Source organism: Parashewanella curva, from assembly GCF_003675895.1.
GTDB lineage: Bacteria > Pseudomonadota > Gammaproteobacteria > Enterobacterales > Shewanellaceae > Parashewanella > Parashewanella curva.
Map to the genome: position 1 here is coordinate 1 of NZ_ML014780.1, position 13,063 is coordinate 13,063.

General features: G+C 38.0%; 9 protein-coding genes and 1 pseudogene. 8 read left to right on the plus strand and 2 right to left on the minus strand.

Translation table 11 applies throughout. The features are described 5' to 3' along the window. Positions 1 to 110: 110 nt before the first annotated feature. Both D5018_RS11350 and D5018_RS22255 read left to right on the plus strand, forming a co-directional pair. Complete coding sequence (locus D5018_RS11350; protein ID WP_121839123.1) at positions 111 to 1,511, plus strand: hypothetical protein; 1,401 nt, start codon at positions 111 to 113, stop codon at positions 1,509 to 1,511. Between the two features lie 66 nt (positions 1,512 to 1,577). Next, positions 1,578 to 1,709 (plus strand): hypothetical protein, encoded by a 132-nt coding sequence (locus tag D5018_RS22255; protein ID WP_279386884.1) that lies wholly within the window; start codon positions 1,578 to 1,580, stop codon positions 1,707 to 1,709. Positions 1,710 to 1,719: 10 nt separating this feature from the next. On the opposite strand, the gene D5018_RS11355 is transcribed toward D5018_RS22255, so the two are convergent. Beyond that, positions 1,720 to 2,103, minus strand: coding sequence for a hypothetical protein (locus tag D5018_RS11355; RefSeq protein WP_121839124.1), 384 nt, complete (start codon positions 2,101 to 2,103; stop codon positions 1,720 to 1,722). A 439-nt stretch (positions 2,104 to 2,542) separates the two neighbouring features. Between D5018_RS11355 and dinB the strand changes: the two genes are divergently transcribed. The 5 genes and pseudogenes from dinB to D5018_RS11385 all read left to right on the plus strand — a co-directional run bounded on the left by dinB (position 2,543) and on the right by D5018_RS11385 (position 9,907). After that, complete coding sequence (gene dinB, locus D5018_RS11365) at positions 2,543 to 3,628, plus strand: DNA polymerase IV (protein ID WP_121839126.1); 1,086 nt, start codon at positions 2,543 to 2,545, stop codon at positions 3,626 to 3,628. Positions 3,629 to 3,716: 88 nt separating this feature from the next. Beyond that, the gene (locus tag D5018_RS11370) at positions 3,717 to 4,727 is read left to right on the plus strand and encodes an ankyrin repeat domain-containing protein (RefSeq protein ID WP_121839127.1); all 1,011 of its coding nucleotides are present in this window, start codon (positions 3,717 to 3,719) and stop codon (positions 4,725 to 4,727) included. A 635-nt stretch (positions 4,728 to 5,362) separates the two neighbouring features. Then, positions 5,363 to 6,037 (plus strand): annotated as a pseudogene (locus tag D5018_RS11375) (methyl-accepting chemotaxis protein); the annotation flags it as partial. A gap of 37 nt (positions 6,038 to 6,074) precedes the next feature. Beyond that, entirely contained in the window at positions 6,075 to 7,280 is a 1,206-nt protein-coding gene (locus D5018_RS11380) for an iron-containing alcohol dehydrogenase (protein WP_121839129.1), read from the plus strand. A gap of 218 nt (positions 7,281 to 7,498) precedes the next feature. Next, on the plus strand, positions 7,499 to 9,907 hold the full coding sequence (locus D5018_RS11385; RefSeq protein WP_165905046.1) for an ankyrin repeat domain-containing protein: 2,409 nt from the start codon (positions 7,499 to 7,501) through the stop codon (positions 9,905 to 9,907). 3 nt (positions 9,908 to 9,910) lie between these two features. On the opposite strand, the gene D5018_RS11390 is transcribed toward D5018_RS11385, so the two are convergent. Beyond that, positions 9,911 to 10,288 carry an MAPEG family protein gene (locus D5018_RS11390; protein WP_121839131.1) on the minus strand — a complete coding sequence of 126 codons (378 nt, stop codon included), beginning with the start codon at positions 10,286 to 10,288 and terminating at the stop codon, positions 9,911 to 9,913. Positions 10,289 to 10,395: 107 nt separating this feature from the next. Here D5018_RS11390 and D5018_RS11395 point away from each other — a divergent pair, with 107 nt between their 5' ends. Then, on the plus strand, positions 10,396 to 13,005 hold the full coding sequence (locus tag D5018_RS11395) for a hypothetical protein (protein WP_121839132.1): 2,610 nt from the start codon (positions 10,396 to 10,398) through the stop codon (positions 13,003 to 13,005). Positions 13,006 to 13,063: the final 58 nt, after the last annotated feature.

The following is a 13,063-nucleotide window of genomic DNA, read 5'->3' on the forward strand; positions in this document are numbered from 1 at the left end:
GTGATCTTTTAGCTATGGCTCAGTGATCTATTTGCCATAATTGTTGTGATCTTTGTGTCTTGATTAGCCGTGAGTGATTATTGTTAAGTGTTAGGAAATATCAGTGCGAAATGACGGGTCAAACTATTAACCCAATAATACTTGCTATTGGGCTTGGGTTGGATGCGGATGCCATTTCGAGCTTACACCTTTATGTTCAACCGGATAATCAATGCTGCCTTTTAAAAACGTTGGCGTTAGCTCGGTCTATTTCGGTTGATCGAATATGTGATATCACCCAGTCATTAGAAGATGTATCTCAGCCACTAGGGTTAGTGCAATTGTTAAATGAGTGGGCAATTACTCACAATGTTAGAACAAATATATGTTTGATGGATAAACGAAACGAATTTTGCGAGTATCTTGCAACATTCAAGCTCTATTCAGTTCGGTGGTTTGAATTGGGGGTGGCTCTTGGTGTCCCTTTGTCAGATTTGAAATCGATAGAGCGTCAACCCTATAACGATATCGCTGAGATGGCAAAGATATTGTATTTTATTAAAAATCAAAAGCGGTATTGTCTTAGCGAGATGCTTGAGCGAATGGAAAACGGCTCAAAGTTCAAAAATCAAGTTCTTGCTAAAGAGATCAGAGCGTGGTCTAAGTTAAACCACATCTCATCGAGTCAAGAGATAAGTTCTATAACGAAGTTGGAAGAGTTGTGTGTATTGTTTGATGCTTTTTCGATGAAAGATATTGAGCTTGCATTTTATATGCAGATGGAGGGATTTAAAAGAGAGTATCAAACGCCAACCCCTATTAATGTTATGGAAGTTCTTAAACTAGCTTCTTCTAGACAAGCATTAACTATAGGCCGCTTGCTTTCATCCTTATTACTTGAAGATAAAAAAACTCAAGCATATCGTCTATCGCAAAGACTCAATGTTCCTTGGAAAACTATAGAACCCGAAATGAATACTGAAGTCTTGTTCGATGATTTACTGTTTGAGTATAAAGAAACTCAAAAGTGGAACTTACTTTACTGCTTTCAATTATTAAAGGACTATTCGGATTCTGCACCAGTACAATTGTTTTGCTTTGAACATCAGGGGAATTACAGTGCAGAATGGTCAAAAGAACGTCTCGCTATTTCTTTGGTTAATGCTTTACATCATAAGCGTTTTTCAATTGATGATATTCTTGGGATAACATCATCACCATGTTCGGAGATTCGTTGTCCTGATTTATCAAAATACCCGGAGCTTAAAACACATCAATGTAAAATATCAACTCGGCTTTCACCTCTAGACGTCGTACCTTTAATTCGACCTTTCCCGCTTTCATTGAATATATCTCTGTTATTAGGTATGAAACCCAATAGAAAATGGTTTTTAGGAGAATTTAAGGGGATTAGGGAATATGATGAGATGTTATTGGATGATATGAGTGTTCAAGTTTGGAAAGAAATTTTAACTCAATGGCCCTTTCTTGAAATTGACCATTTATCATCACTGTTAATTGGAGATAATTAACGATATTCATACTTGGTAAACAGTGGTGGAACTTCAGCATTACCTTGTTGGAGGTCAAATTCTATAATGACGTTCGTTTCTCAACGAATTGAGTTAATCTTACTTCTTGAAAGAAATCCTGATTTTGGAGCGCTAATCTATCAAAAGCTGGCGGTAGAAAATGAGATGAAAAAGGTCGATTCCAATGCTATTTTTTAACTGCGAAAAGTTAGGTACGTGGTGCCAAAAACAACATATCAGTGTAAGGTGCAAAAACGTATTCAGGCCAAGGAGTGTCAGCATCGCCAATTTGTTGTTTTACGTTTCCCCAATCAACATAAATTTGCCAAGGTGAAATTTGAGTTGGCAGTACATCTTTTACGATTTGTTGGGAAATATAAAAATTAGACTTTATATTTACCAGTTCATGGGAATCATAGAGAGTTTGTGCTGAATAATATGGTGCATTTTTCAGTTCTTGTTGAGTGTAGTTATGCCATTTGCCAATAGGATACCAAGGTTGGCCGTTGTTCTTTTTAGGGTTTTGATTTTCAAGTTTACTGGGGTCTTTATTTTGATTCCAAAATAATGCCTCGTATGCTTGCCCATTCAATACTACTTTTTGGCCTTGGAAATAGGTTTGAGAGGCAGTCCAAGTGACTAGCGGTTCATATTTTTCCCAAGGATTAGATTGTGACGGAACAAAGCTAAAGGTATAAACGTCTCGATCGAAGCTTTATAGCTTTGACCATGAAAACTAACCACATCTCCAGCTTGATAGTTTTGTTCTGGCTTATATTCCTCTGCTAAAGCACAAGAACTGCAACAGAAAATGACCATAAAAAAGAGGCTAGGAGAGGTCTTCATATCGATAACCAAACAAAACAAAACAAATACCACTCTATATTTTTGTTGCTTAACTCGTGCTGAATTAATGTGATGCTTAATTGAGCAAAATATGGGAGGAGACCATATACAGTTTTAGCTTAATGGGTTTATTTTAGTGATAACTTTTAATATACTGATTTTATATACAGTGGTTGGGCTTGGTTATGTCAAATTGCAGAAAAATTATTCATGTTGATATGGATTGCTTTTATGCAGCGGTAGAAATGAGGGATTTTCCCGAGTATCGCGGCAAGCCTTTAGCTGTAGGTGGTAGCCGTCAAACTCGTGGTGTGATTAGTACCAGTAATTATGAAGCAAGAAAATATGGTGTACGATCAGCCATGCCAACCCAGCAAGCTCTTAAACTTTGTCCTCACTTGATTCTTGTTGCCGGACGGATGCAAGTTTATAAAGATATATCCAAGCAAATTCGAGCCATTTTCCAAAAATACACTGACATTATTGAACCACTTTCTTTGGATGAAGCCTATTTAGATGTCACCGATTGTAAGTTGTATCAGGGCTCTGCGACCCTGATTGCTGAAGCTATCAGAGACGAAATATTTAGAGTAACTCAACTTACTGCATCTGCGGGTGTTGCCCCGATTAAATTTTTAGCCAAAGTTGCTTCGGATATAAATAAGCCTAACGGTCAATGTGTCATCCCTCCTGAGCAAGTCGATGAGTTTCTAAAAACATTACCATTAAGAAAAATCCCAGGTGTCGGCAAAGTCACTGAAGAAAAATTATTAGGGATGGGGCTTAAAACATGTGCAGACGTTCAAGCGTACGATCGTCAAACATTGTTAAAACGATTTGGAAAGTTTGGAGAAGTGATTATAAACCGCAGCTTTGGATGCGACGACAGAGCTATCGTTTCTCACCGTGAACGAAAGTCAGTGGGCGTGGAAACCACCTTGCTACAAGACATTTTCACATTAGAGCAATGCCAATCTGTATTAGTTGAGCTCATTGATGAGTTAAAAAGCCGAGTTGAGCGAAATGCACCGGACAGAGAAATTCAGAAGCAAGTGGTCAAGCTCAAATTTTCTGATTTTGTACAAACTACGGTAGAACATCAAACCGATTCCATAAATGAACCAGAACTCAAGCAATTATTAGAAGAAGCGTTTGAGAGAGGATATGGTAAAGGCATTCGACTCGTTGGGGTTTCTGTCGGATTACATTCAACGGCTCAATGTGAGAGTAATGTAGAAATGAAGCAGTTAGGATTTAATTTTAATCATTAATTTGTTCATTTAGGTTTAACCTAGCATTCATGTATATACATGAAAAATCGGTTTTAATGAACTATATAGTTTGTTGAGGCAAGCTATTATGAGCAAAGCAGAGTATATTCCACTTACTACTCCAGAAAGCTCTTGGACTGTGCAGCTACAATCTGAAGTTGACTCAGTAAGTTGTGATGCCGGTATTGAGTCAGGAACTCGGCATTATGTACGAATTGGAAATCAGTCTTATCTAGTCCTATATAACAAATATGAAGAACAATTTAGAGTTAAGAAAGTTCAACCTGAAGGAATTTCTCGTCGCGAACAAGCCAAATCATTTTTTGATAAGCGTGAAGCAATAATTGAGCGATGCTTAAATCACACTCTTAAGTTAAATTACCTTGTCAAAAAAGGTCATAATGATGTTCTCATAAAGTATCTTTTACAGGGCGTTTTACCTAACTTTATTAGAAGTAGTGGTCATGCTGCTATGCATACTGCTGCTAAATTTGGAAATACTGAAGCAGTCTTCTTACTCAATGAGCATGGAGGAGATGTTAATATTCACGGAGCAGGAGGAACACCATTACATATCGCCGCAGAGCGTGGTTTGACGGGTACGATGGAAGCTCTTATCAGTTGTGGAGCACAACTTGATATCCAAAACGCGGGTTGGACTCCTGTTTATAGAGCAGCTAATGCGGGACGAGTAATCGCAGTAAAGCTTTTAGCTAGACATGGTGCTGATTTAAATGCTTGCGAAAGTGCTGGGTGGACGCCGCTTACGGCGGCCTCTAGTCATGGCTTTTTAGAGACAGTGAAAGTGTTAGTAGAGCATGGGGTAAACCTAGAACTGAGAAACAGCGATGGGTTCAGAGCCTTGGATATTGCTATTTATCATCGACTCTCTAAGGTAGTCATAGAACTAATAAAGAATGATATATCTCTGCATGAAATGTCAGGAATTGATCCAGCAAAAAACTATCAACAGTTGATAGAGGAACGTTTTGCGAATAATGCTAGTGTTAAGAAAGCGTTGAAGGCTGTTGAAGTGAGAACGCATCAAAAAATAAAAGATGGGTTAACACTTCATTGTGAAGATAAGCAATTTGCTTAAAAGATGGTTCCACCAACATACACACTTTAAGAGCGGTGCTACTTTTTGTTGTAATCTTGAGAAAGAGCCTCTAGTATCAAAGAAAAAGTCACTTAAATAGTCCTAAACGTTAAATTTCGCCCTTTAATTCAGCTAATACTCTCAAGTTCTCTAGGGAATTATCTGGAGGGTGATTGATATCTGGAGAATTACACCTTATTTTTTCTGAATTTCATTAAAATTTTGTAAAAGGTGTATATTAATTAGCTAAATATTTTGTTCTTTTGTTTGCTATTGATTTCCTTTGTCCAATCTTTAAAAATCAATTTAACTGGAAGTAAATAGAAAAATAATAATGGAATCAATTAAGCGCTCTCTCAGTTTACAACTGGTCGTCATGATCGTTATCCCTTTGGCTCTTCTTCTCACTCTGGTTGCTGGCTACCTTGTTCATAATGAAAGTGAACGAACTCGAACTAACATTATAATGATATTGAAGCGTTAGTTACTCTAAAATCGACAGAGATCAGTAACTATTTTGTTGCCAAAGGTCAGATAATTCACACTTTATTTTCTCAGCCAGAGCTGGTGGAATGGATAGATAATTACCGAGAGCGTGGCAGTGATATCAGCCAAGATGCTAAGTATCAAAAAACAGTGCCAAACGTAGCAGTGAGTTTGCTGATAATGCCCATAATCAAGCTGAAGAAGGAGGTGAAATCGTCAGTTTAGCGGCTAAAGGCTTGTATGATATGTCGCAACAAGTGGTTGAAGCGTCGGATGTGGTAAGAGAGCTAAGAGATAGCTCTGAACAAATTGGTGAAGTGCTTAACGTTATCCGCGGCATTGCAGAGCAAACGAATTTGTTAGCACTGAATGCTGCAATTGAAGCGGCTCGTGCGGGCGAGCAAGGTCGAGGCTTTGCGGTTGTGGCCGATGAAGTGCGAGCACTGGCGTCCAGAACCCAAGATTCAACCGCGAATATTCAGACCATTAATGCCACACTTCAACAGAGTGCCCATAAAGCCGAGAGTGTAATGCAAGAGTGCGTTGAGCAAGCTAAGACTGGTGAGAACCTTACCTCTCAAGTAGAACAAACCTTAACAGGAATCACCGAAGCGGTTAGCGCTATCAAAGTGCAAACCACAGATATTACGGTTGCCATCAGTCAGCAGGCGTTTACTGCCGAAGACGTTGCCGTTAATGCTGAGCATGTACGAGAGTTATCGGAAGAATCACTAAAGTCTAATCAGCAACTAAACCAAACGATTCAGCTATTTGAAGAAGCCACTCAAGATCTGACTCAAAATATTGGTCAGTTTAAAATTTAATACTTAATTGAAAGAAAAATGCCAAAGGAAGGCTGCGATGAACGTTATTCAGAAAAGCTATTACCAAAGTTTAATGCTTGGCATAAAAGTGTTGATGAACATTTTGCCTATACCGAAACCATTATTGCTTTCTGGTGCAGGCTCTACATCAACACTGCTTGAGTTAGTAGCAAACTCTCAAGGGCGAAGGGTCTTTTTGGTATCAGACAAAACCTTATCAAAGCTTGGCATTGTTAGGTCTGTTGAAAAACAATTATTAGATCAAGGGTGTGATGTCATTGTTTATGATGAAGTTGAGCCTGATCCGTCAGAGCGTTTGATCGATCAAATGGTCATTTTAGCGAGCCAATCTAAAGCAGAAGTGGTTCTTGCTTTAGGTGGTGGCTCTGTTATTGATGCTGCAAAAATAGTCGCCATACTTTCTGGAACGACAAAGCGAGTGAGCCAAATAACAGGTGTATTAAAGGTTTGGCGGCAAAACCTCCCTTTATATGTTTTGCCAACAACCGCAGGTACAGGCTCAGAAGTCACCATGACTTCGGTGATCACAATGAGTAACGGTTTAAAAAAGCCAGCGGTTTCTCCAGTGTTGGTTCCTATGGCTGCGGCATTAGATGCAGAATTGATGTTAGGGCTGCCCGCGCCCATTACCGCTGCGACAGGAATGGATTCGCTAACGCATGCTATAGAGGCCTATTTGTCGACTCATGCAAATAAAGAAACAGACGATTATGCAATTTCGGCTATCAAGTTAATCTTCAAAAACCTACCCATTGCATATCAAAACGGAAGTGATATTCAAGCACGACAAGCTATGGTTAATGCCAGTACTTATGCAGGACTTGCCTTTAATAAAGCGATTGTGGGTTATGTGCATGCTATCGCGCATCAATTGGGAGCGATTTATCATGTTCCTCATGGTTTAGCGAATGCGATTGTGCTTCCTTATGTATTAGATTTTTACAGCGATACTTGTGTAGAGCGGTTATCAGAATTAGCCATTGCAATCGGTATTACTGGTGATACACAACAAGCGCTGTCTCAAGGCTTTATCAGCGCTGTGAGAGATCTTTGTAAAACATTAGATATTCCGACTGTTGTTAAAGAGTTAAAAGAAGCCGATTTACAGCGAATTTGTGAACTTGCCTTAAAAGAGGCGCACAATTTATACCCTGTGCCTAAGTATATGTCGAAGCAAGAGTGCTTAACTATATTAGGTCGTTTAAAAGAGAATAACCTTTAACGTATTTCTCTCGGGTTCAGAACGCTGAGATTGTTGTTGAATTTCTACGTGAATTTTGATGATTAAGAGGTGTTTATTCTCAGATTAATTTTGATTTACCCTGCTTTATTTCAAAATAAAATCACTTAAAGTTAAATCATTTAGTTTTATAAATAGTATTAATGATGAGTGCTGACGGTTACAGTTGTGGAACAAACCCTGCTAATTATAGAGGGGTTTTGAAATCACGATATTCAGTAGATACTGATCCTCAACAAAAAATTCACCTTCATTATCCTAATGCTAAAATAACACCTGACTTCGTTGTTAACAAAATGAGAGGGTCAAAACAACAGCTTGTTGAGTTTTTGAAGTCGTCTCCTAACTTTTGTAATGATAAAAAACAAAACTTATTTCATTTAAGTGTACTTACTAGACAGCGTAATCGTTTTGATGTGCTCCATCAGCATCAAGTTAATATCAACGCTCTGGATTGTGATGGAAAAACTCCTTTAGATCACGCGGTGGAAATTGGCGATGCAATTGTGATTGCCACTTTACTTTCTTTGGGAGCCAAAAAAAGCTCTGAACTTAATCCCAAACAACGCGTTATAAAAGCGGACTTTCAACATCAATTAGCTGCTAGCGTGCAGCGTTTCACTCAGATAGAAGAGCAAAAAAAAAGAGAATTTATTGTCCATCGATTTGGGGATATGGCTCTCGATGAGTTTAAAGCACTTGTGAAACCATCAGAATTACATCTTCCTTATTACAGTGAGAAATCCATAGTTGAACTATCGGCTCATTATGGGCGTTTTGATTTTTTAGAGTATCTAGATCTGCACTATCGCGGCTCTGTGCAAATCTCCAACCTTAAACAACCATTACAAGAAGCCATCGATAGAGGGTATTTGACCTTAAGTGCTTCACCTCGCAGCAAGGAATTATGTTTTTGTTTTTTTGAAATGATGATTAAAGAACAGCAAAGTGAGCTTAACCAACGCTTAATACTCTTACTTAAACACCGAGCAGAATTGAGAGCATTTGGTGATTTTTGCCTGCAAATTAGAGCGAAGGATGAACTATTAATTGTCATAAACAGATTACAAGAAGTTGAATGTTATTTAAAACAACACTCTGATATCCCTTTTTTTATTTCGTTGCTTGAACTTAAGTGGGAGCCACATGTGGCTGCACTTATCACTGCTCTTCCAAAGTCTTCAGAGACACAAACATTAAATCAAGACCTACTAAGTAAAGCAATTGCCAGCAAGCATTTATCTATTGACGCATTAACTCTGCTTTTAACAAAAGCAGACGTTAACACTCTAGATTCTAAAGGACATACGGCTTTATATTATGCTTGTAAATCTCGACAGACTAGTTTAGTTACAAAACTGCTTGAAGCAAAAGCAAACCCTATGCATGCAGGAGAGCAACGGCGTTCCGCTATGATGTTAGTCGCTGAGAGTGGTTCTCATGATTATTTACTTGAATTTGTTAATTTCGAATTTATTTGGCATCAAGATAAAAAAATAAGAGATGCTGTATGGCGTAATATTACCAAGCTTAAGGTAGCTGTACCTAAAGATCAGATTTTTGCAGAGTTTATTTCTTATGCGAACGAGTGGCAGCTCACCCAAATGCATGCAGTAGGTTGTTCAATAAAGTGTATTGAAGAAAATAGAACTCCTGAGTTTTATCATTCACTAACGTTACAACAACTGCCAAAAATAAAGGTTGCATTTAGGTCTAAAAAACAAGAGCTGATCACAGCTGGAAAGCCTCTAAGTATAGCTAAACTCGAAGCTTGCCAACAATTGTTTGCAAGAAATCCTCAGCAAGCAAAATGTTTGATAGAAACTGCATTTCATACTAACGAAAAAGAACTAGTTCGATTCCTTATTTCAGAAGTTGGAATTATAAAACTGCTTCAGCCTGAGAGTTCTTGCCGACATTCCGCTAATGTTACCTTTGTTGCTATGAAAGATGATCCTCGGTATTTAAGTAAATGTTGTGAATATTTCTTGTGTGTATCGAATGCAAATATGGTAACGCTTGGAATGGATCGTAGCAGTCAATTGCTTGATTTTGACTTTTTACAATTAAAGCCTGTCGAGGATGGACAAGAATGTGTCATTCATTTCATTGGTCACGGCCCTGAGCCTTTGGCACAAACTGGGGAGTTTTTTGCGAATTACCTCTTAGATCTTTTTAGGGGGCTTTCTTTAAAAGAATCAACGCCTATCAAGTTCTATTTTCACACTTGTCAGCAGGCTGCTAATATGATGGAAAAAGAGAATCGCTTTCTTACTGACATGTTGTTTTCGTTGGCGGCTAACTTTTGGTATCCCAAAGTAATTTCATCGAAAGTAAACATTTATACAAGCTACGATGGAATACACCCTTTGGCCGCAAAATGTGAAAGTGACGACGAGAGAATTAAGGTTGTGGAACAATGGCAAGGAAGCAGAGTTTGGCTAGAAGATCAGTTTCAAAAAAAGCACGGATTTACAGGCATATCAGAGAATAATTACCAGTCAGATTTTATAAAAGTACTGCAATACCAAAAAGATCAAGGAAATATCAGCGAAACTAATAAATATGCTTACGGTGAGATACCTCAAGGCTTGGTTTCGCTAATTTAAATATTAATTGAAAAAGATAAAATATACATTTGCCAGAGCCACAAATGTTAAGCAAGAAAAAGTTAAAATCATTCCCCAAAATCGAGCTTTAAAAGTGTGATTAGAAATCGCAAAAGCATGCATACATCGTCCGATAACAAACACGCTGCCAATAATATGCGTGAGTAATATGTTTTGAGATAGATATTCAAAACTGAACAATAAGAGCAAAAAGATTGGAATGTACTCACTGGCGTTACTCATTGCTGCACGGGCAGCAGCAAGATCTGAATTTCCACCATTACCAATACTGACTCTGTGTTTTCTTCTGAGGCTTATTACTCTAAAAGCTAAAGTGATAAGCAATAAGGTGAGAATCGCAGCGTAAAGTGGAGTAAACATAGCTTAACGTCCTTTTATGTAAAATGATGTTAGGTCAAGTCTTCATTAAGTGTACTTATACTATGATGCTACGAACTTAACTTCAATTGCCGTGGTTTGGAGGAGTTATGTCTGTATTGACAGAGAGCCTTTCAAGTGGTGATTCATCACCAACCCTTCTGGCTAAAACCAATTTGTCGGAACCAAATGAGCCGCAGTTCAGAGACTTTGAAATAAAGCCTGCAAGTGCTGATGTGCCTAAGGAACAGTTTCATCAGCGTCAACCTGCTTTGCCTTCACACAGCAGTAAGCCTGCTGATTTTTCTGTGAATAAAAGACTTACAATAAATGAACTAACAGAGCTGATTAGAACCCCCTTAGTTAACGATGTTGGTGCATTATTTCAAATATTGATCAAAGAGCCAGAGTTACAATCTGCTTTTTTTACTTGTCTTGGGCTGTCTGAACAGTTGGCTCATGTTCAATCTCTTGCCGATGTACTATTAATGAGACAAGAGGAAGCCGAGTTGAGGGGATGTCTATCTTGTGGCTTTATCGTGGTGTTACTCTACCTTTGCACAAAACAGGTTAAAGCCTGTGAGCCTCCCAGAATTCTTGTTGATAACAATGCGGCTTTGAGCCTATGGAAAGAGCTAAGTTTTTATGGTGCTGATAGTTTTTTTAAAGAAATATTAAAGGATAACTTAGCATGGCCAACGATTAAAGCTTTGGAAGACGGTGAGTCAAAACGTCAATTTAATGATCTGGTTGAAAGAAAGCTAACTGAAATTAAAGAAGAGATAAGTAAGGAAGGAACCCTTGATGTTGATGAGGAAGAACAAAGTTCTGAGGAAGTTTTAGCAGAAGTTGGCGAAACGGTCGTAGGTTGCCCACCACTTACAAACATCACACACATTCTAATTAATGGCATTAGCTGTGAGCTATGCTATCAAGTTAATTTAGAGGGGCTATCAACAGATAAGCAACGGCTTGATGAAGTGAAAACTTTAGTAACGCTTTGGAAAAGCGAATATAAACAATGCTTTCTACACATTGATGGATTTAAAGCGAGCTTATGTTTTTCTACAGATCCTATTTGTTATAAACAACCTTATGAATTAGTGGAATGGCTATGTTCACATCAGGATTGTGCAAACTTTGTCGCCATTTGTGATGTCTTTGAATTTGGTCTGTACTTTGATATTGCTTCTGAGCCTGACGCTTATAAGGTTATATTTGAAAACTCGCAAGATACTGAAGAGTGCTGGCGACCAGAAATAACATCAGCGTTAATTTTAAAAAAATATCATTCTAACGAATCTTTATCAGGCATGAAATTAATGGCTGCAAGAGAAGCATGTCATTATGTTTATCGTGCAGGTTTACGGAGCAGTGTTTGCGTGCAAGTGGTACCGGTTTCGACGCAAAAAGCCTCTAGTGATAAATTTCAAATGTCGTTTGATTTACTCAATAGTCTTATTGGTGTTGTAGATTTATACGCAAATAGTCAAACGAACTGGCAAAAGCCTCTTACAGCCGCAGATGCCTTAGAACTCCAGTCGAGTACTAGTTGCGAATATGCAAAGGTATGGGCAGAACCTAGCTATCAAAAAGCAATCTCGGTTCTTAACTTAACGCAAGAAAAACATGAGCTGAAAATAAAGTTAAGACGAGATTGGTATCTTAAACTTGTCGATGCTTTAGGTGAAAATGAGCAAGCAGTTAATTTAGCTCGATATCAATTATTTGGTGCGATTCAAGACTTAAAAATTTTGATGAGACACTGGGAAAAGACACTTGAGCAACATGAAGGGGAATTAGCATTACCCCATGATTTGTGTGATATCGCAGTTCAAGATTTACAGGATTATACTGGGCCTTTGGGGTTAGAGGATACGAAACTTATTCTGCAAGCTTGTAAGTGCAAATTCCCCGTGACCAAAATAAGAAAAAGATTCAAGAATTGTGATGATTTTTCAGAATTTTTAAACCTTTTTCCAGAGCAAAATATTCCTTTAGACGCATTATTTTTCTTAGTCAATAAGTTTGGGATTAATCCTGATTCTCTATTGCTATTTTGTAAAAATAAGCCACTAATATATAGAGGCTTTTATCATGGCATGAACTCATATTTTTTCGATGTACTTAGTGATAAAAACGTTAGCTCCAACGAACTACGATGGATTACAACGCAGTATCAAGTATTGCAAGCTTTTAAGGACGCGGGAGCGACTCAAGACCACTTGCGAAATTACGTAAACACTTATAATCCTAACTTGGCTGATAAATTAAGTCGGCAAACAAACCTTGAATTAGCTTGGTTAGAATTTGCTTCTTATTATAAAGGTAAGCAAGCGGGGCGCATTGAAGCTGCTCAATTTGATTTAATTCACACTCGTTCTCTTCATAATAAATTAAATGAAAAACCAGTGATTACTTTAGAAAATGAAGCTTATTACTTAGTACCGATTTACTTAATTGCTCCAATCTATTTTACTGGTGCCAGATCAGGATATTGGACTGCGGGAGCAGTATGTGATTTCTGTGAAGACCCACAAGAAGATCACCGAAAAAAAGTAATTTTTCAAATAAATTACCAAAACAGTAGCATTCAAGACTTTACCAGAGGAGCAAGCATTGCTCATTATCATAATCCTGCCGGACCAGATAAAGACATTTGTCCAACCTGTCTTGCAGTAAAGCTAGAGGAGCAAAAAAATAGGGTGAGTTCTGAATAATCCTGAAGGTGAAAGTCACATTTTCAACTCAGGCAAGACTCGGTTAATCTTGGTTAAG